Here is a 24,767-nt window from a genome sequence, read left to right on the forward strand (position 1 = left end):
TCTCCTGCCTGTGACGGCCCAGTCTCCGGGCGTCCATAAACTGCCCGACATAAGTGCATGACCCCGCCGGGATGCGCAAGAATATTGCGCCGCACTGCGGCACATCTGGCGGGCCGGATCTGTCGCGGACTTGACGGGGCCGGGGCGGCTGTGCCCCATGGCGGCAGCAAAAGCCCGGAGGCCGCTATGTCGCTGATCCAACCCGTCACCCGTGATGCCACCCCAGCTGAAGAGGAACGGCCCGACCCCGCCAAGGTGGTCTCGGGCGATCCGGTCCATACCACCTGGAACATCGAGGATGTCGATGGCCTCTATTGCGGCATGTGGCAATCCACCCCCGGCGCATGGCGGGTGTCCTATGCCGAGTGGGAATATGTGCATATCCTGTCCGGCCATTCGATCCTGACCGGCGACGACGGGTCGGTGACGCATCTGCGCGCGGGGGACAGTGTCATCATCCGCCCCGGCTTTGCCGGAGTCTGGGAAGTGGTGGAAACCACGCTGAAGGATTATGTCATCCGGGCCTGACCGCTGTGTTCAGGCAGGCTTGGCCTTGCGGCTAACCATGGCCACGCCCGCGCCCGCAAGGCCCATCCCCAGCCAGGCCATCAACGGCATCGCCTCGCCCAGCAGCGGCCAGGCGAACAGCGCCGACATGGCGGGCACCAGATAGAACAGCGCAGACACCCGGCTGACCTCGCCCACCCGGATCATCGCCAGCAGCAGCGACATCGCCAGCAGCGAATTGCCGATCACCAGATAGGCCATCACCGCAATGAACTCGGCATCCCAGGAAATGTTCTGGCTTTCTGTCAGCAGCGCGATCGGCAAGGTAAACGCTGCGCCCACCGCATATTGGATCATGTTCGAGGTGACAGGATGCTGGCTGACGCCGAACCGCTTTTCATACAGCGTGCCAGCGGTGATGCCGAACAAGCCGCCGACCGCCAGCAGCAGGCCCCACGGGTTTTCGGCCTGCACCTGCGCGCGGGCAAGGATCACGACCAAAGCCCCCGCCAACCCCAGTCCCAGACCAGCCCAGGCGCGTCGGCTGACCACTTCGCCAACAAAGCGCGGGGCGATCAGCGCGACCAGAATGGGCTGCAGGCAAACCACAATCGCCACGCCCGCCGCCGACACCCCGGATTTGAACGCCAGATAGCACAGGCCGAAATAGCCCACCTGAATCAGAAAGCCGACCACCGCCACATCCAGCCAGCCGCGCAGGGTGGCGGGCATTGGCGGACGCAGGGCGATGACAAAGGGCAGCAGCACCACCAGCACAAGGCAGTAGCGCAGGGCCAGAATGGTCATCGGTTCGGCATGGTTCAGCCCCAGCTTTGCCACGGCAAAGCCCGCTGACCACAGGATCAGAAACACGGCAGGTGCGGCGATCAGCCAGAGGGGGCGGGAAGATGTCATGCGGCGGACTATTGCCGGGGCCGCAGGGAAAGGGAAGAGGCCGCCTTTGATCAGATGTCAAAGGCGGCGCAGGATCTTAGAGGGGAACGTTATCGCCGCCGGTGGCCGCCATGCCGTCACGCGGGTCGTCAAACACCGGCTCTTGCGTATTGGCGTCGGGGCCGTAGATCAGTTCAGGGTCCACGGTCCGCGACGGCAGATCAGTGCCACGGCCAAAATTCTCGGGGTCTACCCGCAACGCCTCGGCCTCGGTGCGGACATGGACCGGAGCGCCGATCGGCACCAGTTCGAACAGGTCGATAATGTCCTGATTGAACATGCGGATACAACCCGCAGACCCGGAATTGCCGATGGATTCCATGTCATTGGTGCCGTGGATGCGGAAATAGGTGTCGCGCCCACCCTTGTACAGATACAGCGCCCGCGCCCCCAACGGGCTGCGCAAGCCGCCCGGAATGCCCTTGGCAAACGGGCCGTACACTTCGGGCTCGCGGCGGATCATGTTCTGCGTCGGCGTCCAGCCCGGCCATTTCCGCTTCAGCTGGATCGTGCCATTGCCGGCAAAGGCCAGCCCGGCCCGGCCCACGCCGACGGGGTAGCGCACCGAATTGCTGCCTTCGCGCACAAAGTACAGAAACTTTGAATAGGGATCGACATCAATCGTGCCCACTGCCTGCTCGCCCAGATACTGCCCGGTGATCCGGCGATTCGGGCTTTGGGTGTAGTGGCCGGGAATGCCGGGCAAGGTATAGCCGCTGTCAAAGATCGGGCCATAGCCGGGCAAAAAACCGGCCGAGGGGGCGGGCTGAACCGATCCGGGTGCAGCGGGCGCACAGGCGGAAAGGGCGGCAAAGCCGGACATGGCAAGAAAGCTGCGGCGGCTGAGAGGATCAAAAGACATTGGAAGCCTTGATAATGCGAGTCGTTTGTTACCTAACATGCCAATTTGCAAAACGGAAAGACCCGGACAGGTTTTCCTGTCCGGATCGGTGTTTCGTTGCGCAATTGTGATCGTCACGTCCAAGGCAACGCCGGGGCAGCTGCCTTTTCGGTCAGTTCACAGCGCCGATCGACCAGAACAGCGTCTCGCCCGACGAGTCGTCCACGCCGTCATTGTCGGTCACCACCCAGCCGGTCCCGGCAGCGTCGATGGCAAAACCTTCGACCTTGTCCATGGTATAGCCGTTCAGCACCGCCAGGTCGGGCAGGAAGTCGCGGACCAGTTCCTTGGTCACCACCGGCAGGGTGCCGCCCAGTTCGGCGGGCTGCATTTCGGCTGCGGGAACGCGGTACAGCTTTTTGGTCTGCGCCTTGCCCGCGATCTGGTTGTCACGTTCGACAATGTAGACCCAGTCGCCGTGCAGGGTGATTTCCGACAGACCCATCCACGCGCCTTCGGCCGGGGTGTCGAGCGGATAGTGCACCGCGCCCCAAGCTTTTTCGGCGGTGTTATAGGCCAGCAGTTTGACCATGCCCTTCGGGTCGTCTTTCCATTCGCGCTGCACGGCCATCCACAGCCAGTCACCGGCCACCGTGATGCCTTCGAACCCAAAGCGGATTTCATGCGCCAGCAGCTCGGCAGGCAGGGCGATTTCCTGTTTGATCTCGCCCTTGTCGTTCACATTATAGATCGCATGCGGGATCAGCCGGTCGCTGCGCCCTTCCGAGGCCAGCCAGAACCCGCCCTTGCCATCCGGCGCGATGCCTTCGAGGTCCAGCTTCTGCGCCGCGTCACCACCACGGGTGATGTCGAGGGCTGCGGTGATCCGTGCCGGCGTTTGCGTGGCATCAATGGTGTAGATGCGCGGCATCGCGCCATACACGCTGTCCGACACGGCATAAAGCTGACCGGGTTCGGTGCCTGCGGTCAGACCGGACAGCGCGCCCCAGCCGATCAGCGGATCAGAACCTGCGCTAGTCAGCATCGGATAGGCGGCAGGGGCCTCGGTCAGCTCGTAAAGCATGACATGGGCGGGGGCGAGGCCGTCTTCGCGCAGGTCCACCTCATTGGCGGTGATCAGCAGGTTGCGCGCCGGAATGGTCGCGATGCCTTCGGGCGACACGCCCGAGGGCAGCAGCTGTTTCAGCACCGGGCTGGTCGGATCGGTCAGGTCATAGACCGCGATGATCGACCCACGCTCCGAGGCGACAAAGGCCATCGGCACGCCGCCGAATGTGTCAAACTTGACCGATTCCAGCTCCACGCCCTTGGTATGGCTGCGGTGTTCGGGGTAATGGCCGATTTCGGCAATCGCGCGCTCCAGCGTGTTGCCCGAGTCCCAGACCAGCGTGCCATCCTTGTGAAAGATCGACCAGGTGCGCGTGCCGCCCTTCCAGTCGCCCTCGTTTGCGGTGGCAAAATGGTCGCCGTCGATCCAGGCAATCGCATCGGGTTCACGCGGGACAGCGCCCTTGGTGGCGGTGAAATCCAGCCGGCCATCGCGCTTGGTGTCGATGCCGGAAACCTCGACCTCACCCGCGTTGAAGTGGTTGGTCACGGTGCCATCGGCCCCGATCACCACCAGATGGTTGTTTTCCTGCAGCGTGACGACAATCTCGCCCGCTGCGTTCACATCAACATATTCCGGCTCGGGGTCTTCGGCACCGATTTCGGCCATGCCGGTCATCTCGATGCGCAGCTGTGCGTCACAATCGGCGACGCCGTCCACCACCGGCAGTTTCACCACATAGCCCGCAGGCATCTGCGGCAAGCCGCCGTCTCCCAGATCTTCGTCACGCTCATTCTCGATGGCAATCGCCAGGAACGACCCGTCCGGGGCCTTGGCCACCGAATCTGGCTGGCCGCCTATGTCGCATTCGGCGGTGATCGACCGGGTGGCGGGATCAATCGTCACCAGCTTGCCCGATGGATTGGTATAGCTCTCGCTGGTGTTCACACCGCTGAAAATCTTGTCGCCGATGAAAACGGCGGTGGTGGGCTCGCCGCCCACGTCGATGTTGCCCATGGCTTTCGGGGCGCGAGGGTCGGTGATGTCAACCAGACCGACCACACCCAGCGGGCTGTCGGTGTACACCAGCGTCATGCCATCTTCAGAGGCAGAGATGATCTCGGCGCTCGTTTCGCGGGCAAGATCCTCGCCCTCCGCCATGTTCAGCGGCGTGGCAAAGCTGGCAATGCGGTTGAAATTCGTCTCGGCCAGCGCCGGAAAGGCGGCAAAGATAGCCAGAGCAGAGGTAAGGCCAAGAGTTTTGATCGGCATCGGATCGGTCCTCGTTCGCGTGGGAATTCCGAGCGAGGCTTGGGCCGGTTTGGTCACGGCAGGATGACATTGAGATGGCAGCTGTGCGAATTCTTGCATCGGCAGGATTTTGCCGGGAACCTTTTGGCGTGAACAAGAGTTTGTGACCATAGCCCCCGCAAGCGGGGCATCAGAAAGGGACTATGATGGCTATTGAAGCACTTCTTATCATTCTGCTCGTCGGTGCAATCGCAGGCTGGCTCGCTGGTCAGATTGTCAAAGGATATGGCTTCGGCCTTCTGGGCAATATCGTTGTCGGCATCGTCGGCGCGCTGTTTGCCGGTTTTCTGTTTCCCCGCATCGGCCTTGGCCTTGGCGGCGGCATCCTCGGCTCGATCGTTGCGGCCACGTTGGGCGCAGTCATTCTGCTGTTCCTGATCCGTTTGGTCAAACGCGCCTGAGCGCGGCCTGAGGCAAGACCATCAGACAAAGCAAAGGCCGGGGAAATCTCCCCGGCCTTTTCCGTTTATCCGACCACGTTGAACTCCGGCCCATAAGGGTAATGCGTGATATTTTCGGGCGCATCTTCGGTGACGACAAAAATATCATGCTCACGATACCCGCCCGCACCGGGTGCCCCATGCGGAATGGTCAGCATTGGCTCCATGCTGATCACCATGCCGGGTTCCAGCACGGTGTCGATATCCTCGCGCAGTTCCAGCGCCGCCTCGCGCCCGTAGTAATGCGACAGCAGGCCGAAACTGTGGCCATAGCCAAAGGTGCGGTATTGCAGCATGTCGCGTTCTGCCAGAAACGCGTTGATCTTGCCCGTGATTTCGGCGCAGGAGGCACCGGGGCGCAGCAGGGTCATGCCGTATTCATGCGCCGCAATATTGTGCTGCCACACGGTCAGGCTGGCATCATCCACTTCACCCACAAACAGAGTACGTTCCAATGCGGTGTAATAGCCGCTGATCATCGGAAAGCAGTTCAACGACAGGATATCGCCATGCCGCAGCTTGCGGCTGGTCACCGGGTTGTGCGCGCCATCGGTGTTCAGCCCTGACTGGAACCAGACCCAAGTGTCGCGGTATTCGGCATCGGGAAAGCGCTTTGCAATCTCGCGTTCCATCGCACCGCGCCCGGCGATGCTGATCTCCAGCTCGGTCGCCCCCACCGCAATCGCCTCGCGGATGGCATAGCCGCCGACATCGGCCACGTTCGACCCGTGCTTGATCAGCGCAATCTCGGCCGGGGATTTCATCATCCGCTGCTGCATCGTGGCGGGCGCGATATCCATCCCGCGCTTGGGTTTCAGGAAGGTGTTCAGCTTTTCCGCCCGCTCCATCGTCAGGTGATCCGCCTCGCAGCCGATGGCCTTGCCGGTGCCGGTTATGCTGGCCACGACGCGCCAGAAGTTATCCCGCGTCCAGTCGGTATAGGTGATGTTGTCGCCCACCGACCGCCGCCACGGCTGGCCCGCATCAATCCCGGCGCTGACCGTGATGCAATCGGTCTTGGTCACCACACAGGCATAGGGTCGGCCAAAACTGCAATACAGAAAGCCGGAGTAATAGGCGACGTTGTGCATGGAGGTCAGCACCACAGCGTCAAGGCTGTGCAGCTCCATGATGTCGCGCAGACCGGCCAGCCGGTCTTCGTATTCCTCTGCCGCAAAGGGCAGCGCATCTTTGGCGTCGCCGTTGTGCAGACGGTACTGTTCAGGGCGGATCAGTTCCATATCAGACCTCGATCATGGGGCCGGACATGGCGCCCGGAACCCCGAAAGATCCCGGCGTACAGGACGAAAGCGGTGCAAACCGCGGGCGGCGGGGAACCCCTGTGGCGACGCCATCGCCACGGCCCGGCGTCACCATGCCGTGCCGCAGCCTTGACCGCAAGGGGTAGGGTGGGTGCTTTGCACCCACCATCCGGCTCACAACGCGTCGAAATCCGCCGCCGAATGGCGCTCTGGCAGTTGCTCATGCGGCTCGCCCCAGTCGCGGTTGACCTTGCGGCCCCGCACCACCGCCGGGCGGGCGTCAATCTTTTCGGCCCAGGCCAGGACATGCGTGTAAGATGTCACATCCAGAAACTCGGCCGCATTGTAGGCGCGCCCCAGCACCATCCCGCCATACCATGGCCAGATCGCCATATCGGCGATGCTGTAGTCATCCCCCGCGACAAAGGCATGCTCTGCCAGCTGCCGGTCCAGAACATCCAGCTGACGCTTGGTTTCCATCGCATAGCGGTTGATCGGATACTCGAACTTCTCCGGCGCATAGGCGTAGAAATGGCCAAAGCCACCGCCGACAAACGGGGCCGACCCCATCTGCCACATCAGCCAGTTCATCACCTCGGTCCGCACCGGCCCGGAAGCCGGCAGGAACGCCCCGAATTTTTCCGCCAGATGCAGCAGGATCGACCCGGATTCAAACACCCGCAGCGGCGTGTCGCCGGAATAATCCATCAGGGCCGGGATCTTGGAGTTCGGGTTCACCCCTGTAAATCCCGAGCCGAACTGATCGCCATTGCCGATCTTGATGATCCAGGCGTCGTATTCGGCGGCATGCCCTGCCTCCAGCAACTCCTCGAACATCACCGTGACCTTCACCCCGTTCGGCGTGGCCAGCGAATACAGCTGAAACGGATGCTCCCCGCGCGGCAGATCCTTGTCATGCGTCGGCCCGGCAATGGGGCGGTTGGTGCTGGCAAACTGCCCGCCGTTTTCCTTGTCCCAGGTCCAGACCTTTGGCGGCACGTAAGCGGTATCAGTCATGTCGGTTCCCATCTGATGAGGCCATGCGTCGAGCAAAAAGGTATGACCTCTGCCGGGCATCGGCAATACTTGTGAAATGCGGGGCACCTGTGCGCCAGCGCGCTCAGCGCCAGAGCACAAACCGCCCCGGCCCCGCAGCGGCAAGGATCAGCAGGCCCCCGGCAACCGACCAGTTCTTGACCATGATCGTCACCTGCCAGGGGTCTGCCCGCAGCTGCCAATGGAAAAAGCTGGTCATCACGCAATAGCCCGCCAATGCCAAAGCCCATGCCGCCACCCGTGGCCCGGTCAGCAGCCCCAGCGCCGCGATCAGGTTCAACGCGGCCACCGGCCAGACCAACCCTTCCGCCAGTCCCACCCCGGCCAGCATCGCCTGCACCGGCGCGGGGTCGGCCAGTTTCTGCACCGCGCCGCCCGCGAACAGGATCGCAAGCAACACCCGCCCGGCCAGATTGAGCCAGTCACGTATCACATTACCCATCAGCTACACCGACCGGGTGATCCCGCCATCCACCCGCAGATTCTGCCCGGTGATATACCCCGCCCCATCCGACGCCAGAAACGCCACCGTCGCCGCGATCTCTTCGGTCCGGCCATAGCGGCCCATCGGAATGCGGGCGCGGAACGCTTCTTTCTCCGGCAGACTGTCGATGAATCCCGGCAGCACATTGTTGATGCGGATGCCCTTGGCCGCATATTGATCGGCGTAAAGCTTGGTAAAAGCCGCCAGCCCGGCCCGCGCCACCCCACTGGTGGGAAAGGCGGGGTCCGGCTCAAAGGTGGCAAAGGTCGTGATATTGATGATCGCGCCCTTGCCTTGCGCCTCCATGATCGGCGTCACCGCGCGGATCGGGCGCACGGCGGACAGGAAATAGATCTCGAACCCCTGATGCCACGCCTCGTCGGTGATCTCGACCAAGGGCGCGCGCGGCCCGTGGCCCGCGCTGTTCACCAGCACGTCGATCCGGCCAAATCGGTCCATCGTGGCGGCAATCAGCCGGTCAACATCGGCCTGCGATTGGTTCGACCCGGTCACCCCTACGCCGCCCAGCTCTGCCGCCAAAGCCTCACCCTTGCCTGAGGACGACAGGATGCACACGGCATAACCCTCGGCCGCCAACTTGCGCGCCGCCGCTGCCCCCATGCCCGACCCGCCCGCCGTCACAACCGCCACTTTCTGCATCGTCATTCCCTCCACGCTGTGCCGCACCGTTGCACAGCCCCGCGCCGGGATGAAGCCCCGCGCGCGGTCGGGCAGATTTATCTTGCCATTTGCAGCACTTTGTCGCCCCCTTACCCTATGCGACCCGGACCAAAGAACCTGATCACCGATGTCCCCGGCCTGCTGGTCGGGCAGGCCCATGACACCGCTTTGCGCTCCGGCGTCACCGTACTGACAGCCGACCGCCCTTTCACCGCTGCCGTGCATGTGATGGGTGGCGCACCCGGCACCCGCGAGACTGACCTCTTGTCCCCCGACCGGCTGGTGCAGGAGGTGGATGCGCTGGTACTGTCCGGCGGCTCGGCCTTTGGCCTCGATGCCTGCTCCGGCGTGGCCGATGCGCTGCGCGTAATGGGGCGCGGCTTTGCGGTGGGCGATCAGCGGGTGCCGATCGTGCCGGGGGCGATCCTGTTCGACCTGCTGAACGGCGGCGACAAGACATGGGCCCGCAACCCCTACGCCGCGCTGGGCGCGACAGCCCTGCACGCAGCCGCCACTGACTTTGCCCTCGGCACCGCAGGCGCGGGCTATGGCGCGGCCACGCAAAACTGGAAGGGCGGTATCGGCTCCGCCTCCGCTGTGCTCCCCTCGGGCCTGACCGTCGGCGCATTGGTCGCGGTCAATGCGCTTGGTGCCACCACAGTCGGCGACAGCCGCCACTTCTGGGCCGCGCCGTGGGAAGAGGGCGACGAGTTCGGCGGCCTTGGCCCCGCCCCGCGCCACCCATCCCAAAACGCGCCCCTGCCGCACAAGCGCATGGGGGAATCCACCACCATCGCCATTGTCGCCACCGATGCGGCGCTCACTCAGGCGCAGGCGCAGCGTATGGCCATTGCTGCGCATGACGGTATGGCCCGCGCGATTGTGCCGTCCCACACGCCGCTTGACGGCGATCTGGTGTTTGCCGCCGCCACAGGCGCGCGCACCCTGACCGATCCGCTCACCGACAGCTTCCAGCTCGGCCATGCCGCCGCCACCTGCCTCGCCCGCGCCATCGCCCGCGCGGTGTTCAACGCCACCGCGCAGCCCGGCGACCGGCAACCCGTCTGGTCATCGCGCCCGTGAATTGCTGCTTTTCAAATACTCCCGCCGGAGGCTTCCCCGGCCAGGCGTCAGCGCAGCGCTTGCAGAACTTCCACACTGGCATAGCCATCCGGCACCCGCCCGTTCACCCGCTGAAACGCCTTGACCGCCGCAATGGTGTTCGGCCCGATCCGGCCATCCACGCCCTTTGGGTCAAACCCCGCCGCGCCCAGCCGCTCCTGCAGCTCCTTCCGCTCCGCCAGTGACAGCGCCCGCAGTTCACGCGGCCATGTCGCCTGTATCGCAGGCCCGCCGCGCAGCCGGTCGGCCAGATGGCCCACGGCGATGACATAGGCATCGGCGGTGTTGTAGCGCTCGATCACCTGAAAATTGGAAAAGATCAGAAACGCGGCCCCCCGCGCCCCACCGGGCAACAGCACCGAGGCCAACCCATGATCGGGCAGCGCGGCGCCGCCCGTCACCGGCACAACCCCCATCGCCGCCCAGTCGGCGACCGGCTTTTTCACCCGCTCGGTGGTCTGGTCATAGTCGAACCCCTCGGGCAACCGCACCTCCAGCCCCCATAGCGCACCGCTGGTCCAGCCCCAGTGCCGCAGATAGGCGGCGGCAGAGGCGAGCGCGTCGGTGGGATCATCCGACCAGACATCGCGCCGCCCGTCGCCGTCATGGTCAACCGCATGCGCCCACCAGCTGGTCGGCATGAACTGGGTGTGCCCCATCGCCCCGGCCCAGCTGCCGCGCATCGCCTGCGCCGACACATCGCCATTGCCGATGATCTTCAGCGCAGCGATCAGCTCGGCCTCAAAAAACGCCGCCCGTCGCGCATCATCGGCCAGCGTGGCTAGCGCCTCGATGGTGGGAATGTCACCGCGAAAGCTGCCATAGGCCGATTCCAGCCCCCAGATTGCCGCGATCACATGGCGGTCAACGCCATACTCCGCCTCGATCTGCGCCAGAATCGCGCCATGCTGCGCCAGCGCCCGTTTGCCATGCGCCACCCGGTCGTCGGACACGGCCGTATCCAGATAGTCCCAGATCGTCTTGCTGAATTCATTCTGGTTGCGGTCACGCTCGATGATCTTCGGGTTATACCGGGCCACAGCCAACGCGCTTTCCAGCACTCCGGGCGCGATCCCCGCTTCCAGTGCGCGCGGGCGGAACCCGGTCAGCCAGTCCGCAAAGCCCTGTTCGGTTCCCACCGCTGTCATCTCGACCCTCTCCACCGGGCTGTCTGATTCCGACGTGTTCAGCGATTGCGCCGCCCCCGGTTGCGCCATCCCCAGCATCACAAAGATCAGACCTGCCCGCATATCCTGTGCCCCGTTTTCCGTCAGCCTAGTGCCCGGCGCGGCAAAGGGCAAACCCAAGGCGGGGCGCTTGCGTACAAAGGGGCGGAGACCGACCGATAAGCGTGCCCTCTGGCCGATCCGCGACCGCAAATGTCGCATCGGGGGCTGATCTTTGGGCGCACATGGCCTAGCTGACAGGCAAAGCAATGGGGACCGCAGGCGATGGGTTACTTTCTGGGCGTGGATACGGGCGGCACCTACACCGATGCGGTGATCGTCGATCAGGCCGCAACCCGTGTGATCGGCAAGGCCAAGGCCCTGACCACCCGCAACGATCTGGCGATTGGCATCGGCGGCGCGGTTGATGCCGCTCTGGCACTGGCAGGCGTTGCCGCCAGCGAGATCGCTCTGGTCTCGCTCTCCACCACCCTCGCCACCAATGCGCTGGTCGAAGGGCAGGGCGGGCGCGTGGCGCTGGTCTTCATCGGCTTTGATGCCGGCGACGAGGCCCGCGCCGGGCTGGACGATGCGCTGCGTGGCGACCCGATCCTGCGGCTGTCCGGCGGCCATGGTCATGCCGGGCAGGAACTCGCCCCGCTGGACACGGCCACCCTGGAACAGGCCCTGCGCGACAGTGGGGATCAGGTGATGGGCTATGCCGTCGCCGCCCGCTTTGCCACCCGCAACCCCGCACATGAAATCGCCGCGCGCGATCTGATCCGGCGTATCACCGGGCGGCCGGTCACGTGCAGTCACGAGCTTTCCGCCAACCTCAACGGCCCCAAACGTGCGCTGACCGCCGTGCTCAACGCCCGGCTGATCGGCATGATCGACCGTCTGGTGGCGGCCTGTGAACGCCACCTTGCGACCATCGGCATCGACGCGCCCCTTATGGTGGTGCGGGGCGATGGTGCGCTGATCTCTGCCGCCATGGTCCGCGAGCGCCCGATTGAAACCATCCTCTCCGGCCCCGCCGCCAGCATCGTCGGCGCGCGCTGGCTGACCGGGGCCACGGATGCACTGGTCTCTGACATCGGCGGCACCACCACCGATGTGGCACTTTTGCGCGACGGCCTGCCCGAGATTGACCCGCAGGGCGCGCGGGTCGGCGGGTTCCGCACCATGGTCGAGGCGGTGGCGATGCGCACCACCGGACTTGGCGGCGACAGCGAGGTGCATCTGATCACCGAAGGGCTGACCGGCGGCCTCCGCCTCGGACCGCGGCGGTTGATCCCGGTCTCGCTGCTGGCGCAGGATCATGGGCCGATGGTGCATGCAGCACTCGACCGCGCGCTGTCCAGCGATGTGGCGGGCGAGCATGACGGGCGCTTTGCGATCCCGATGCAGGGGGTCCAAGGCGGGCTCAGCCCGCGCGAATCCACGCTTATGACCCGCATTGCACAACCGATGCCGCTGGCGCAGGCCCTGACCACGCGGCTGGAGGTGGCAGCACTCGACCGGCTGGTGGCGCGCGGGCTGGTGATGATCGCAGGCGTCACGCCCTCTGATGCCAGCCATGCGCTTGGGCGGCTGGACGCATGGGACGCGCTGGCATCGGAAAAGGCGCTGCGCCTGCTGGGCCGTCGCCGCACCGGCGCGGGCGAGCGGTTTGCGACCGATCCGCTGAAACTCGCAGAGGCCATCATCGACCAGCTGACCACCCAGACCGCCGACTGCCTGCTGGAGGCCGCCTTTGCCGAAGACCCCGCCTTTGCCGCTGAATCGCCCGAAACCCTCGCCCGCCACAGCCTGACCCGCGCGGGCTTGCGCGGCCATCAGGGCGTGATGCAGATCACCGCCCGGCTGGCGGTCCCGGTGATCGGCCTGGGTGCATCCGCCCCCGCCTATTACGGCGCGGTGGGGCAGCGTCTGGGCTGTCAGATGATCCTGCCAGACCATGCCGGGGTGGCCAATGCCATCGGCGCGGTGGTGGGGCAGGTCAGCCAGCGCGCCACCGGCACCGTCACCAGCCCGTCCGAGGGCCGCTTTGCTGCCCACCTGCCGGGCGGGATCGAAACCTTCAGCGACCGCGACTCTGCGCTGGCCGCGATGCAGGCGGCGCTGACCGCCGATGCCACCGCCCGCGCGCTGCGCGCCGGGGCCGTTGATCTGCACCTGACCACCACGCGTGACATCCGCGAGGCCGACGTCGAGGGCCGCAGCATGTTTATCGAAGCCATCCTCAGCGTCACCGCCTCGGGCCGCCCCCGCGTGGCGCGCGCCAGTGATGCAGCAGAATGACGAATAGCCCTTGACGTGCGCAGGCGGGCACAATACCACGCCCGCCAATGGCTAGGTAGCTCAGCTGGTTAGAGCACGTGACTCATAATCACGGGGTCGGGGGTTCGAGTCCCCCCCTCGCCACCACTTTTCTTATGCAATCTGCCCACCAATCGGGCAATCCTCCGGTTCGCCGCCTGTTGCTATGACCCGTCCGCAAAGCCGGTCGACAGCGGGGGCGGAGCGCGCTAAGCAATTGGCAACGATCAGCTCACCGCAGGCGGGCGCTGCTGTCCGCCCCTGTTGCCGCGTCTCACAGCCCCGTTCTGTCTAACCTGCAGGCAAGACCCACATGCGACCACCTTTGTCCCTGATCGTCTTTCTCCTCGCGATTGCGCTGGCTTCCTGCGGATTCAGCCCGGTGTATCAGAGCGGAAACAGCATCGGTGAGGGAGTCCGGGGCATCCGGCTGGACGACCCCAAGAATGCAATCGAGTTCTCGTTCCTGCACAAACTGCAACGGAAAATCCCGCAAGGCGGCGACTCCGGGGCGCTTCTCACCTACAACCTGACCCTGACCGAAGCCTCGCTGGTCGACCGCCGTGTCGAGATCAGGGGCGCCGCGGTCTATTCCATCGTCGATACCGCCAGCCAGCAGGTGACCCTGACCGGGCGCGTCACCTCGACCGCCGGATATTCCACCTCCACCACCTTTTCGGGCATCATGGCCAATGAACCCAGCCGCGATGACGCGATTGACCGCCTGACAGAATCGCTGGCACAGGCGGTTTATCTGCAGATCCTGGCAAAGCTGGCTGCGACGCAGCCCTGATCCGCCCCGCAGGCGGGACGCTGCGGCGCGATCCCCGGCCATCTTGCTCTTGGCAGGGTCAGCGCATAGTTAGGTGCCAAGGCGCGTATGGGGTATGTAGCGGCGCACCATGTGCGGGACTCGTCACTCTGTCATTCCTGCGGGCGCGCGCGCATCGGTTCTGGTGACTGGAGTCTTCAGTTCCAAACCCATCAAGGCTGGACGACATGACGACAAAGACCATACGACTTCCCGTTCTGGACCGCGTTGCCGGTGACAGTCTGCTGTGGCGTCTGCTGCGCGAAAGCCTGCCCGAGCATAAGGGGAAATATGCCGCCGCCATCGTGGCGATGGTTCTGGTCGCAGGCACCACTGCCTTGTCGGCCTGGGTGATGGGCGAAATTGTCGATGCCATGACCGATCCCGCCAATACCCAGCGGATCTACTGGGTGGCGGGCAGCGTCTTTCTGATCTTCTTTGCCAAGGGCGTCGCCAGCTTTGCGCAGACCGTGCTGATGGCGCGGGCTGGCAACCGGATCGTCGCGCAAAAGCAGACATCCCTGTTCAAGCGCCTGCTGGGCCATGGCATCGCGTTTTTCAACACCACCGAATCCTCTGATCTGCTGATGCGGGTGACTCAAAGCGCGCAAATGGCGCGCAACGTGATTGATGTGGTGGTGACCGGCTTTGTCCGCGATCTGCTGACCCTGATCGGGCTGGTGTCGGTGATGTTTTACCAGCAACCCTATCTGTCGCTGATCAGCCTGATCGTCGGCCCGGCAGCGGTGCTGGGGGTGCGCATGATCCTGAACAAGGTGCGCGCCGTGATGGCGCAGGAAATGGCCGGTCTGGCCGAGATCATCAAGGTCGTGCAGGAGACCTCGACCGGCGCCCGCGTGATCAAGGCGTTTGCGCTGGAAACCGTGATGCAGGACCGGATGCAATCTGCCGTGCGTCAGGTGGAAAAACGCTCGAACAAGATGGTGCGGCTGGAATCGGCCACAGCGCCGCTGATGGACACGCTGACGGGTATGGCCATTGCCGCCATCGTCATCCTCAGCAGTACCAGTATCGGCGGGCAGGCTGCGGGTACGCCGGGGCAACTGATGTCGTTTGTGACCGCGTTTCTGATGGCCTATGAGCCGGCCAAGCGCCTGTCGCGGATGCGGGTCAGCATCGAGGCGGGCATGGTCGGTGTCCGCATGATGTACGAGCTTCTGGACCTGCCCTCGAACCTGAACGAAGCCCCCGACGCCAAAGAGCTGACCGTCGGGCCGGGTCAGGTGGTGCTGGACAATGTGTCGTTCGGCTACAACGCCGAAAACCAGGTGATCAGAAATCTCTCCGTCACCTTCGAGGCCGGAAAGACCACGGCGCTGGTCGGCCCCTCGGGCGGGGGGAAATCGTCGATCCTCAACCTGATCCTGCGGCTGTATGATCCGCAGGATGGCGTGGTGTGGATTGATGACAATGACATCAGCAAGGTCACCTTTGCCTCATTGCGCAAGAAAATCGCCTTTGTCGGGCAGGATACCTTTCTGTTTTCAAACACGGTGATGAATAACCTGCGCATTGCCCGCCCCGACGCCACCGATGAAGAGGTGTATGAGGCCGCGCGCATCGCCTATGCGCATGACTTTATCGAAAGCCTGCCACAGGGCTATCAGACCCAGATCGGCGAAAACGGCTCGTTCCTGTCGGGCGGCCAGCGCCAGCGTCTGTCGATCACACGGGCGGTTCTGCGCGGTGCACCGATCCTGTTGCTGGACGAGGCGACCAGCGCGCTGGACAGCCAGTCCGAGGCCTATGTCCGCGACGCGCTGCAAGCCATCAATACCGGCGTCACCACGATCGTCATTGCGCACCGGCTGGCAACGATCATGAATGCCGACCGGATCTTGTATATCGAGGCCGGACAGGTGGTCGAGCAAGGCTCGATGCAGGAGCTGTTGGCGCAGAACGGGGCCTTCAAACGGCTATATGAGGCCCAGTTCCATAACGGTTGAGCAGCGGCGGCTGAGCGTCAGGGCGCGTCCTGCCCTTCGGCCAGCGCCCGGCGCAGCTCGGTCACGTCCAGCGGCAACCCGGTAAAGATGCGCCAGGCGTCCACCCCTTGCCCGATGAACAGTTCATAGCCGGAAATCACCTGCAGCCCGATTGATGCCGCGTCTTGCAGGAACTGCGTCTCCACCGGGGTATAGACCGCGTCAAACACCCAGTCCGCCGCCGCCAGATCGGCGCGGGGCAGGGGGGTGCCGTCATAGCCCACCATGCCGACCGGCGTGCAGTTGATCACGCCCGCCACCCCGGCGGCCAGGTCTGTCGCTGCCCTGCCGGTCCGGGTGATCAGACCGGGCCGCGCTGCCTTTAACGCGGCGGCCAGCGCCTGCGCTTTGGGCAGGTCGTGGTCAGCGATGCGCAGCTCACGCACCCCCAGCGCGATCAGGCCAAAGGCCACCGCCTTGCCCACCCCGCCCGCGCCGATCAGCAGCACCGTTCCGGGGGCCGCCGCCCCGCGCGCCTGACGGTAGGCCGCGATAAAGCCGGTATGGTCGGTGTTGAACCCCTGCGGCCCGTCCGGCGCGAACACCACCGTGTTCACCGCCCCCATCGCCCGCACCAGCGGATCCGCAACCACCACCCGGCCCGCCGCCTGTTCCTTGTACGGATAGGTCACGTTGACCCCGCGATAGCCGCTTGCCGCAACCTGCGCGAACAGATCGTCAAAGCTCAGCCCAAGCGCGGGCGGCACCAGACGGTCATAAACCACCCGCTGCCCATTCTGCGCGCCCGCCAGCCGGTGCAGCCGTGGCGCTTGCGAGGCGGCGATGTTGTCGCCAATCAGGCCAAGGCGGATAGGTCCGGTCATCGCATCGCTCCTGCGGCAGTCACCCGTTCAACGCAGCGGCAGATAGCGGATCGGCTGTCGCGCCACCAGAGCCTTTGGCACGGCCCAAAAGCCGGACATACCGCGCTATCCGTTCGTCATCTCCCGCAGCACAATCATCCCGACATAGGCCAGATTGGCAAAAATCATCAGCGCCACCGCCAGCGATCCCAGATCCTTGGCCTGTTTCGCCGCCTCAGACCAGCCGGGCGAGATGTGGTTGACCAGCACCTCGATCGCAGTGTTCAGCGCCTCGACCGCCAGCAGCGCGGCAAACAACACCACAAATCCCAGCCACTGCCACGCCCCCGCCTGCGCCCAGACCAGCACCAGGGCCCCCAGACCCCCGCCCGCAATCTCTTGCCGGGCCGAGGTTTCGGCCAGCAGCCGCCGCAGCCCTGCCAGCGAATAGCCGGTGGCATCCACCATATGCCACAGCCCCCGGCGCGGCGGTTTCACGGTCATTCTGTGCCCTTTCTGGCCAGCCCCCTCAGGCCAGCCCCCTCAGGCCAGCCTTGCGCGCCCGTGCCCCGATGTCCAGCAGGCCCATCACAGGCAGACCCGCGTGCCAATGGCGCAAACGCCGCCACATCGGGCATCAGCGCAGGTCTACCCCCACCCCGCGTGGTCAATTTCCAGTCAGCACGCTTCCCCTTTGGCACAGGGGGCCTATCATCGACAGACAAAATCATATGTCATGGCCAAGCCGTCACCAAAAAAAGGGACCGGACCCCGTATGAAACTCGTGCCGCAACTTGTGGCAATCGTCGTGATTGTCGCAATAGCCACACCGCTCGCCGCGCGGTTTGTGCCTGGAACCCGGCCATGGCTGGACAGTGCCGGTCTGCTCGCCCCGCTGACCGCGCTGGGCGTTGTGCCCGCCGACGCGGCAGAGGCCGCTGCAAATGCCCCACCCGGCGGCGGGCAGCGCGGCGCTGGCGTGCAGGTGATCGCCACCGAACCGGAACGCCGGGTGCTCAGCAATGTGATCGACGCCATCGGGTCGGCGCGCGGCGCGCAGTCGGTGGATCTGTCCTTTGGCGTCACAGGCCGGATCACCGCGCTGCGCGCGGCCCCCGGCAACCGGGTCGAGGCCGGGGCGGTGTTGGCCGAACTCGATGCCCGCACCGCGCAGCTCTTGGTCGAACGCGCGCGTCTGGTGCTGGCCGATGCGCAGCGCACCATCGACCGGCTGGCACAGCTGGCGCAGTCGGGCACCACCACCAGCCTGCAACGGCAGGATGCCGAACTGGCACTGCGCACCGCCGAACTGGGGCTGCAATCGGCAGAACAGGATCTTGAAGACCATATCCTGACCGCGCCGGTCTCTGGCTATGTCGGGCTGATTGAACCGCAGATCGGCGATCTGGTCACCTCCACCACCACCATCACCCGGATCGAAGACCGCTCGAACCTGATCGTCGATTTTCGCGTGCCCGAGCGGGTCGCGGCGCAGGTCGCGCCCGGTGCCACCGTCTCTGCCACACCCATCTCCACCCCCGGTGCCGCGATCCCCGGACAGGTGATCGCCGTTGACAACCGGGTGGATGAGGCCAGCCGCACCCTGCGGGTTCAGGCCAGCATCGCCAACACCGATGACCGCTTGCGCGCCGGAATGGCCTTCCGCATCTCGATGGAATTTACCGGGGCCGAAGTGCCCGCCGTCAGTCCGCTGGCGATTCAATGGGGGGATGGCGGTGCCTTTGTCTGGGTGGTCCGCGCGGCCAAGGCCACGCGCCTGCCGATCCGCATCCTGCAACGCAACGCCGATGCCGTCCTGATCGAAGCCGATCTGCAACCCGGTGATCTGGTGGTGACCGAAGGCGTGCAGGCCCTGCGCCCGGGAGTCGAAGTGTCGATCGCGGCCCCGAGGAGCTGACCGATGGAAAACCGTCCCACCCCCGCTGCCGCCATGGGCCAGAGCACCGCGCTGTTTGTCCGCCGCCCGATCCTCGCCTTTGTGCTCAATGCGCTGATCGTCATCGCCGGATTTGCCGGGCTGATGGGCGCGGATGTGCGCGAATTGCCAGCGGTGGACCGGCCCGTGGTTTCGGTCAGCACCAACTATTCCGGGGCCGCTCCCGAAACCATCGACCGCGAGGTGACGGCGGTGATCGAAGGCGCGGCGGGCCGGGTCGCAGGGGTCAAATCCATCTCGTCGTCTTCCCGTTTTGGCTCCAGCCGGGTGACGGTGGAATTCAACGACAGCGTTGATCTGGATGTCGCCGCCACCGATCTGCGCGACGCGGTGGCGCGGCAGGTCAACAACCTGCCCGACGGGGCAGATGCCCCGCGCGTGGTCAAATCCGATGCCGACGCCGATGCCATCCTGCGCGTCGCTGTCACCTCTTCCAACCGCAGCGCCGATGAGCTGACCACGCTGGTCTCTGATCTGGCCGAATCGCGGCTGCTGGCTGCCCCCGGCGTGGCCGACCTGCAGATCTTTGGTGCGCGGGAGCTGTCGTTCCGTGTCGATGTCGATCTGATGCAACTCGCCGCGCGCGGCCTGACCCTCGCCGATTTGCGCGCCGTGCTGGGCAATGCCGCGTTCGATTCCCCTGCCGGGGCGCTCAGTTCCGAAAACCAGAGCCTGCTGGTCCGCACCACCGCCGCCATCCGCACCGCCGAGCAGATCGAGGCGCTGACGGTTGCGGGCAATATCCGTCTGGGCGACGTGGCGCAGGTCACGCTGGGCCCCGATCCGGGCGCGTCCATCCTGCGCACCAATGGCGAAACCGGCATCGGTATCGGTATCATCCGGCAGGCCAACGGCAACTCGCTGGCCATATCCGAGGCTGTCAGGCAGGTCGTCGATGACCTGCAACCGCTGCTGCCCGCAGATGTACGGATGTTCGTCACCTCGGACAGTGCTGATTTCATCGAAGGTGCGATCCACGAGGTCCAGCTGGCGCTTGGCCTGTCAGTGTTGATCGTAACAGCGGTAATCTTCATCTTTCTGCGCGATCCCCGCGCCACGCTGATCCCCATCATCGCGATGCCGGTCGCGCTGATCGGCACGCTGGCCGCGATCTGGATCGTCGGGTTCTCTGTCAACATCATCACCCTGCTGGCACTGGTGCTGGCCACCGGGCTGGTCGTGGATGATGCCATTGTGGTGCTGGAAAACATCGTGCGCCGCCGGTCCGAAGGCATGGGTGCGCGCGCCGCCGCCGTGCTGGGCACGCAGCAGGTGTTCTTTGCGGTGCTGGCCACCACCACCACGCTGGCCGCCGTCTTCATCCCGCTGTCGTTTTTGCCGGGCCAGACCGGCGGCCTGTTCCGCGAGTTCGGCTTTACCCTTGCCATCGCGGTGCTGCTGTCGTCGGTCACAGCCCTCAGCCTCTGCCCCGTGCTGGCCGCCAAACTGCTGCGCCCGCATCAGGAGCAGACCGGGTTCATGACCCGGCTGGGCGACGGGCTGTCCCGCCTCTATGACCGTACCTTGCACTTGTGCCTTTCTGCACCGCTGATCGCCGTCACATTCGCCGTGCTGTTTGCAGCCCTCGCCGTAGCGATCTTTCCCAACCTGCGGCAGGAACTGACCCCGCCCGAAGACCGCGCCGTGATCCTCTTGTCGGTTCAGGCCCCGCAAGGCGTCTCGCTTGACTACACCGACGCCCGCATGCGCGAGATCGAGGCGCTGGTCGATCCGCTGCGCGACAGCGGCGAAGTCACCAGCGTCTTTGCCATCGCCGGCATGGGCGGGCAGGAAAGCCGTGGCTTCATCGTGATCACGCTGGCCGGCTGGGCCGACCGCGCCCGCAGCCAGCAAGAGATTGCCGCCGAAATCAGTGGCAACCTGCGCGGCGTCATTGGGGTGCGCGCCTTTGCGCTGCAGCCCAATTCGCTGGGTATCCGCGGCGCGGGGCAGGGCCTGTCGTTTGCGCTGGTGGGGGACAATTACGACGATCTGGCCGACACCGCCCGCGCGCTGGTGGAAAAGATGGAGGCCGACCCCCGCTTTGGTCAGGTCCGCCTTGGCTATGACACCACCCAGCCGCAGCTGTTCGTCGAAATCGACCGCGCTCGGGCCGAAGATCTGGGCATCCAGATCGCCGGCATGGGCGAGGCGTTGCAGGCCGTGCTGGATGGCCGCACCGTCGGCACCTTGTTTCTGGATGACAACAGCTTTGACATCCGCCTTGTCTCCAACGCCGACCCGGTGAATGACCCCGGCGATCTGGAGCGGATCTTTGTGCCCACCCGCGACGGCCAGATGGTGCCGATCTCGACCTTTGTCACCCTGACCGAACGCGCCGTCGCCCCGCAGCTGGAGCGTGAGTCGCAGATGCGCGCCATACCGATCACGGCGGGGCTGACGCCGGATCTGGCGCTTGGCGATGCGCTGACGCAGGTGCAGGCGATGGCCAGCGATCTGCTCACCGACAACACGCGGATTCTGCCACTGGCCGAAGCGGCGACCTTGGGCGAAACCTCATCCGGCCTTGCCATCACCTTTGGTATCGCGCTGATCGTGGTGTTTCTGGTGCTGTCGGCGCAGTTCGAAAGCTTTGTCTCTGCGATCATCGTCATGGCCACCGTGCCGCTGGGTCTGGCCTGCGCGGTGTTTGCGCTGCTTCTGACCGGGGGTAGCCTGAACGTCTATTCCCAGATCGGTCTGGTGCTGCTGGTCGGGATTATGGCCAAGAACGGGATTTTGATCGTCGAATTTGCCGATCAATTGCGGGAAAAGGGCGCATCCGTGCGTGAGGCGATCGAACAGGCCTCTGTTGCCCGCCTGCGCCCGGTGATGATGACAATGGTGGCCACCGTTCTGGGCGGCCTGCCGCTGCTGCTGGCCCAAGGCGCGGGGGCCGAGGCGCGCTCGGTTCTGGGCTTGATCATCGTCGGCGGGTTGGGTCTGGCCACGCTGGCCACGCTCTACATCACCCCCGTCGCCTATCTGTTGCTGGCGGGCCTGTCCCGGTCGCGCGCGGCCGAAGGGGCCTTGCTGGCGTCAGAGCTGGAAAAAGCCGGGCAGCCAAAGCCCATACCGCACCCCGCCGAATAGTCACGCCAAGATGCGGATATGACAGGCGGACAGTTTTCAGAACCAGCGCTTCCCCTCCCCCTCGTGGGGAGGGGAGAGGGGTGGGGGCACCGCCGCGCAACCGGGTGAAACCTACTCCGCCACCACCACCTGCGTGCCCCAGCCCTCACAAGCCGCCATCAGATTGTCGGGCAGCGCCTGATCGGTGAACACCGCATCCAGTTCTGACAGGCTGGCAATCCGCGCCGGGGCGGACCGGCCCAGCTTGGTGTGATCGGTCACCAGAAACGACTGCCGCGCCTGCCGGATGATCGCACGGCTCACCCGCACCTCGGCCAGATCGAAATCCAGAAGGTCGCCGTCGCGGTCCAGCGCCGAGGTGCCGATGATCGCGAAATCCACCTTGAACTGTTCGATGAACTGGGTGGTCAGCTCGCCCACCAGCCCGCCATCGCTGCGCCGCAACGCCCCGCCCGCCACCATGATCTCACAGCCCGGATTGGCCACCAGAGAGTTGGCGACATTCATGTTGTTGGTGACCACGGTGATATTGCGATGGTTCACCAGCTCGCGCGCGACCGCCTCGGTCGTGGTGCCAAGGTTCAGGATCATCGACGAATTGTCGGGGATCATCGCCGCACAGGCCCGCGCGATGGCGGTCTTGGCCGCTTCGTTCATCTTGCGCCGCGCCTCATAGCCGATGTTGGCCACGCCGGTGCGCGGCACCGCGCCGCCATGCACCCGGTCCAGATGCCCGGCCTCGGACAGTTCGGTCAGGTCACGGCGGATGGTCTGCAGCGTCACCTCGAACCGGTGCGCCAGATCCTCGACCACCACCCGGCCTTCCTGCCGCGCGATCTCCAATATGCCGGTCTGCCGGAAATTCAACGCCACTCGGTTCGTCCCCTCTGATCCCGCCTTTTGCCACAAGCTGGCGCGCTTTGCCACCTGTCGCCCCAATGCTGCACTTGCATTCGTTTTTGCGCGTTTGCAGCATTTCCTTAGGGATCGAGTGTCAGTTCTTGATCATAGCGCGCCATAATGTTCGTTTCAAATAAAAGCGCGCATAAACGAAAAAAAGTCGTTGACCGATGCCGGAGTCGTGAGGCAGGGTCTGCCCGGGGAGGCTGACCTTTCCAAAAGGGGGATTCAACCGTGACAGATGCCCAGCGGCCCGACATGGCCGACCTGTTCATCATCGGCGGCGGCATCAATGGATGCGGCATTGCACGTGACGCGTCAGGGCGTGGCCTGTCGGTCATTCTTGCCGAACAAGGCGACCTGGCGCAGGCGACCTCGTCGTCCTCCACCAAGCTGTTTCACGGTGGCTTGCGCTATCTGGAGTATTTTGAATTCCGTCTGGTGCGCGAAGCACTGGAGGAACGCGAAACCCTGCTCACCGCCATGCCCCACATTTCCTGGCCGATGCGGTTCGTGCTGCCCTATCACCGCGACATGCGGTTCGAGGGGGCAACGCCGACCAGCCGTCTGTTGGGTCTGGTGATGCCCTGGATGAAGGGCCGTCGTCCGGCCTGGCTGATCCGGCTGGGTCTGTTCCTGTACGATACTCTCGGCGGTCGCAAGATCCTGCCCGCCACCCGCACGCTGGACCTGTCCCGCGATCCGGCAGGCGCAGTTCTGAACCCGAAATTTGCCCATGCCTATGAATACTCCGACTGCTGGGTCGAAGACTCCCGCCTCGTCGTGCTCAACGCCCGCGACGCCGAAGCACGCGGCGCGCGGATCATGGTCGAAACCCCGGTGATCAGCGCCACCCGCACCGGCGACCACTGGGAAATCGTCACCAACGGCCCCGAGGGCCGCACCACCCACCGCGCCCGCGCGCTGGTTAATGCCGGCGGCCCCTGGGTCGAGGATATCATCCGCAACGTCGCCCGCATCAATTCGACCGAAGGCGTGCGTCTGGTGCGCGGCAGCCATATCGTCACCCGCAAGCTCTATGACCACGACCGCTGCTATTTCTTTCAGGGTGAGGATGGCCGCATCATCTTTGCGATTCCCTATGAGCAGGATTTCACCCTGATCGGCACCACCGACAAGGATCATCACGGCGCGCCCAAGGATGCCGTCTGCACCGATGAGGAACGCGATTATCTGCTGGAGTTTGCCTCAAAATACTTCGCTAAACCCGTCACCCGCGATGATGTGGTCTGGACCTATTCCGGCGTTCGGCCCCTGTATAACGACGGCGCGAAATCGGCTACGGCGGCGACGCGCGATTATGTTCTGAGCCTTGATCAGACCGGCGCGCCGCTCTTGAACGTGTTCGGCGGCAAGATCACCACCTACCGCCGTCTGGCCGAATCCGCACTGGAAAAGCTCGGCCCGTTCTTTCCGGGTGCAAAAGGCAAATGGACCGCGCGCCAGCCGCTGCCCGGTGGGGATTTCCCGGTCGATGGCGTGCCAGCCCTGACCGCCAGCCTGAAAGCCGCCCACCCCTACCTCAGCGACTATCACGCCGCCCGCCTGATCCGCGCCTATGGCACCGAGGCCGTCACGATCCTTGGCACGGCAAAGTCCCTCACCGATCTGGGCCGCGACTTCGGCGCGACCCTGACCGAGGCGGAGCTGCGCTGGCTGATGACCCACGAATACGCCCGCCACGCCGCCGATGTGGTCTGGCGGCGCACCAAACTTGGCCTGCGCCTGACCCCGGATCAGGTCGCAGCAATTGACGACTTCATGACCACGCACCGGGCACCCCGCCCGGCTGCGGAATACCCGGCTGCGGAATAAAGGAACGCGCATGGCTTTGGACCTGCAGAATGTATCACGGTCGGTTGAGGGGCGGATGCATATTCATCCGACCAGTCTGACGCTGCGAAAGGGGACGATGAATGTTCTGCTTGGTCCGACGTTGTCGGGCAAGACGTCTTTGATGC

Annotated in this window: 20 protein-coding genes, 1 tRNA gene and 1 pseudogene; 11 read left to right on the top strand and 11 right to left on the bottom strand. The window is 64.8% G+C overall.

From position 1 onward, the window contains the following. Positions 1-186: 186 nt before the first annotated feature. Positions 187-528, top strand: coding sequence for a cupin domain-containing protein (locus D1012_RS19855; protein WP_118155892.1), 342 nt, complete (start codon positions 187-189; stop codon positions 526-528). Positions 529-537: 9 nt separating this feature from the next. Here D1012_RS19855 and D1012_RS19860 read toward each other — a convergent pair whose 3' ends face one another. The 3 genes from D1012_RS19860 to D1012_RS19870 all read right to left on the bottom strand — a co-directional run bounded on the left by D1012_RS19860 (position 538) and on the right by D1012_RS19870 (position 4,643). Beyond that, positions 538-1,422, bottom strand: a complete 885-nt coding sequence (locus D1012_RS19860) for a DMT family transporter (RefSeq protein ID WP_118155867.1) — start codon at positions 1,420-1,422, stop codon at positions 538-540. Positions 1,423-1,498: 76 nt separating this feature from the next. Beyond that, a complete protein-coding gene (locus D1012_RS19865) occupies positions 1,499-2,323 on the bottom strand; it encodes a L,D-transpeptidase (RefSeq protein WP_233517207.1) in 825 nt (274 codons plus the stop codon). 151 nt (positions 2,324-2,474) lie between these two features. Beyond that, on the bottom strand, positions 2,475-4,643 hold the full coding sequence (locus tag D1012_RS19870) for an esterase-like activity of phytase family protein (protein WP_118155868.1): 2,169 nt from the start codon (positions 4,641-4,643) through the stop codon (positions 2,475-2,477). A 185-nt stretch (positions 4,644-4,828) separates the two neighbouring features. On the opposite strand from D1012_RS19870, the gene D1012_RS19875 reads away from it, so the two are divergent. Beyond that, positions 4,829-5,083, top strand: coding sequence for a GlsB/YeaQ/YmgE family stress response membrane protein (locus tag D1012_RS19875; RefSeq protein ID WP_118155894.1), 255 nt, complete (start codon positions 4,829-4,831; stop codon positions 5,081-5,083). A gap of 65 nt (positions 5,084-5,148) precedes the next feature. Here the strand turns inward: D1012_RS19875 and D1012_RS19880 are convergent, their stop codons facing one another. From D1012_RS19880 to D1012_RS19895, 4 genes are all read right to left on the bottom strand, one after another. Then, positions 5,149-6,357, bottom strand: coding sequence for an aminopeptidase P family protein (locus D1012_RS19880; protein ID WP_118155895.1), 1,209 nt, complete (start codon positions 6,355-6,357; stop codon positions 5,149-5,151). A gap of 201 nt (positions 6,358-6,558) precedes the next feature. Beyond that, positions 6,559-7,401: a glutathione-dependent disulfide-bond oxidoreductase gene (gene yghU, locus D1012_RS19885; RefSeq protein ID WP_118155896.1), complete on the bottom strand. Its 843-nt coding sequence runs from the start codon at positions 7,399-7,401 to the stop codon at positions 6,559-6,561. Positions 7,402-7,504: 103 nt separating this feature from the next. Beyond that, a complete protein-coding gene (locus tag D1012_RS19890) occupies positions 7,505-7,882 on the bottom strand; it encodes a DoxX family protein (protein ID WP_118155869.1) in 378 nt (125 codons plus the stop codon). 3 nt (positions 7,883-7,885) lie between these two features. Then, positions 7,886-8,590, bottom strand: coding sequence for an SDR family oxidoreductase (locus D1012_RS19895; protein ID WP_118155870.1), 705 nt, complete (start codon positions 8,588-8,590; stop codon positions 7,886-7,888). Between the two features lie 111 nt (positions 8,591-8,701). Between D1012_RS19895 and D1012_RS19900 the strand changes: the two genes are divergently transcribed. Next, positions 8,702-9,688, top strand: coding sequence for a P1 family peptidase (locus tag D1012_RS19900; protein WP_118155871.1), 987 nt, complete (start codon positions 8,702-8,704; stop codon positions 9,686-9,688). A 47-nt stretch (positions 9,689-9,735) separates the two neighbouring features. On the opposite strand, the gene D1012_RS19905 is transcribed toward D1012_RS19900, so the two are convergent. Next, on the bottom strand, positions 9,736-10,977 hold the full coding sequence (locus D1012_RS19905) for a lytic murein transglycosylase (RefSeq protein ID WP_118155872.1): 1,242 nt from the start codon (positions 10,975-10,977) through the stop codon (positions 9,736-9,738). 201 nt (positions 10,978-11,178) lie between these two features. On the opposite strand from D1012_RS19905, the gene D1012_RS19910 reads away from it, so the two are divergent. From D1012_RS19910 to D1012_RS19925, 4 genes are all read left to right on the top strand, one after another. Next, positions 11,179-13,197, top strand: a complete 2,019-nt coding sequence (locus D1012_RS19910; protein ID WP_118155873.1) for a hydantoinase/oxoprolinase N-terminal domain-containing protein — start codon at positions 11,179-11,181, stop codon at positions 13,195-13,197. Between the two features lie 49 nt (positions 13,198-13,246). After that, a tRNA-Met gene (locus D1012_RS19915) sits at positions 13,247-13,323 on the top strand. Positions 13,324-13,528: 205 nt separating this feature from the next. Continuing rightward, positions 13,529-14,008, top strand: coding sequence for a hypothetical protein (locus D1012_RS19920; RefSeq protein ID WP_118155874.1), 480 nt, complete (start codon positions 13,529-13,531; stop codon positions 14,006-14,008). Positions 14,009-14,214: 206 nt separating this feature from the next. After that, positions 14,215-15,993 carry an ABC transporter ATP-binding protein gene (locus D1012_RS19925; RefSeq protein ID WP_118155875.1) on the top strand — a complete coding sequence of 593 codons (1,779 nt, stop codon included), beginning with the start codon at positions 14,215-14,217 and terminating at the stop codon, positions 15,991-15,993. A 17-nt stretch (positions 15,994-16,010) separates the two neighbouring features. On the opposite strand, the gene D1012_RS19930 is transcribed toward D1012_RS19925, so the two are convergent. Both D1012_RS19930 and D1012_RS19935 read right to left on the bottom strand, forming a co-directional pair. Continuing rightward, entirely contained in the window at positions 16,011-16,856 is an 846-nt protein-coding gene (locus D1012_RS19930; protein ID WP_118155876.1) for a shikimate dehydrogenase family protein, read from the bottom strand. Between the two features lie 105 nt (positions 16,857-16,961). Next, positions 16,962-17,339 carry a diacylglycerol kinase gene (locus tag D1012_RS19935; RefSeq protein ID WP_118155877.1) on the bottom strand — a complete coding sequence of 126 codons (378 nt, stop codon included), beginning with the start codon at positions 17,337-17,339 and terminating at the stop codon, positions 16,962-16,964. 271 nt (positions 17,340-17,610) lie between these two features. Here D1012_RS19935 and D1012_RS19940 point away from each other — a divergent pair, with 271 nt between their 5' ends. Together D1012_RS19940 and D1012_RS19945 are read left to right on the top strand one after the other, a co-directional pair. Next, the gene (locus D1012_RS19940; protein WP_158569408.1) at positions 17,611-18,753 is read left to right on the top strand and encodes an efflux RND transporter periplasmic adaptor subunit; all 1,143 of its coding nucleotides are present in this window, start codon (positions 17,611-17,613) and stop codon (positions 18,751-18,753) included. 3 nt (positions 18,754-18,756) lie between these two features. Next, entirely contained in the window at positions 18,757-21,885 is a 3,129-nt protein-coding gene (locus D1012_RS19945) for an efflux RND transporter permease subunit (protein ID WP_118155879.1), read from the top strand. A 111-nt stretch (positions 21,886-21,996) separates the two neighbouring features. Here D1012_RS19945 and D1012_RS19950 read toward each other — a convergent pair whose 3' ends face one another. Continuing rightward, complete coding sequence (locus tag D1012_RS19950) at positions 21,997-22,758, bottom strand: DeoR/GlpR family DNA-binding transcription regulator (protein WP_118155880.1); 762 nt, start codon at positions 22,756-22,758, stop codon at positions 21,997-21,999. Between the two features lie 285 nt (positions 22,759-23,043). Between D1012_RS19950 and glpD the strand changes: the two genes are divergently transcribed. Both glpD and D1012_RS23065 read left to right on the top strand, forming a co-directional pair. After that, a complete protein-coding gene (gene glpD / locus D1012_RS19955; RefSeq protein ID WP_118155897.1) occupies positions 23,044-24,621 on the top strand; it encodes a glycerol-3-phosphate dehydrogenase in 1,578 nt (525 codons plus the stop codon). A gap of 10 nt (positions 24,622-24,631) precedes the next feature. After that, a pseudogene (locus D1012_RS23065) lies at positions 24,632-24,767 on the top strand (ABC transporter ATP-binding protein); the annotation flags it as partial.

The organism is Pseudotabrizicola alkalilacus (assembly GCF_003443995.1).
GTDB lineage: Bacteria > Pseudomonadota > Alphaproteobacteria > Rhodobacterales > Rhodobacteraceae > Pseudotabrizicola > Pseudotabrizicola alkalilacus.

Excerpts from the sequence above, each read along its gene's own strand:
- D1012_RS19930 (WP_118155876.1), bottom strand. The coding sequence starts at position 16,856 with ATGACCGGACCTATCCGCCTTGGCCTGATTGGCGACAACATCGCCGCC.
- D1012_RS19865 (WP_233517207.1), bottom strand. The coding sequence starts at position 2,323 with ATGTCTTTTGATCCTCTCAGCCGCCGCAGCTTTCTTGCCATGTCCGGC.
- D1012_RS19890 (WP_118155869.1), bottom strand. The coding sequence starts at position 7,882 with ATGGGTAATGTGATACGTGACTGGCTCAATCTGGCCGGGCGGGTGTTG.
- D1012_RS19905 (WP_118155872.1), bottom strand. The coding sequence starts at position 10,977 with ATGCGGGCAGGTCTGATCTTTGTGATGCTGGGGATGGCGCAACCGGGG.
- D1012_RS19900 (WP_118155871.1), top strand. The coding sequence starts at position 8,702 with ATGCGACCCGGACCAAAGAACCTGATCACCGATGTCCCCGGCCTGCTG.
- D1012_RS19925 (WP_118155875.1), top strand. The coding sequence starts at position 14,215 with ATGACGACAAAGACCATACGACTTCCCGTTCTGGACCGCGTTGCCGGT.
- D1012_RS19860 (WP_118155867.1), bottom strand. The coding sequence starts at position 1,422 with ATGACATCTTCCCGCCCCCTCTGGCTGATCGCCGCACCTGCCGTGTTT.
- D1012_RS19875 (WP_118155894.1), top strand. The coding sequence starts at position 4,829 with ATGGCTATTGAAGCACTTCTTATCATTCTGCTCGTCGGTGCAATCGCA.
- glpD (WP_118155897.1), top strand. The coding sequence starts at position 23,044 with ATGGCCGACCTGTTCATCATCGGCGGCGGCATCAATGGATGCGGCATT.
- yghU (WP_118155896.1), bottom strand. The coding sequence starts at position 7,401 with ATGACTGATACCGCTTACGTGCCGCCAAAGGTCTGGACCTGGGACAAG.
- D1012_RS19935 (WP_118155877.1), bottom strand. The coding sequence starts at position 17,339 with ATGACCGTGAAACCGCCGCGCCGGGGGCTGTGGCATATGGTGGATGCC.
- D1012_RS19920 (WP_118155874.1), top strand. The coding sequence starts at position 13,529 with ATGCGACCACCTTTGTCCCTGATCGTCTTTCTCCTCGCGATTGCGCTG.
- D1012_RS19870 (WP_118155868.1), bottom strand. The coding sequence starts at position 4,643 with ATGCCGATCAAAACTCTTGGCCTTACCTCTGCTCTGGCTATCTTTGCC.
- D1012_RS19910 (WP_118155873.1), top strand. The coding sequence starts at position 11,179 with ATGGGTTACTTTCTGGGCGTGGATACGGGCGGCACCTACACCGATGCG.
- D1012_RS19855 (WP_118155892.1), top strand. The coding sequence starts at position 187 with ATGTCGCTGATCCAACCCGTCACCCGTGATGCCACCCCAGCTGAAGAG.
- D1012_RS19895 (WP_118155870.1), bottom strand. The coding sequence starts at position 8,590 with ATGACGATGCAGAAAGTGGCGGTTGTGACGGCGGGCGGGTCGGGCATG.
- D1012_RS19945 (WP_118155879.1), top strand. The coding sequence starts at position 18,757 with ATGGAAAACCGTCCCACCCCCGCTGCCGCCATGGGCCAGAGCACCGCG.
- D1012_RS19940 (WP_158569408.1), top strand. The coding sequence starts at position 17,611 with ATGAAACTCGTGCCGCAACTTGTGGCAATCGTCGTGATTGTCGCAATA.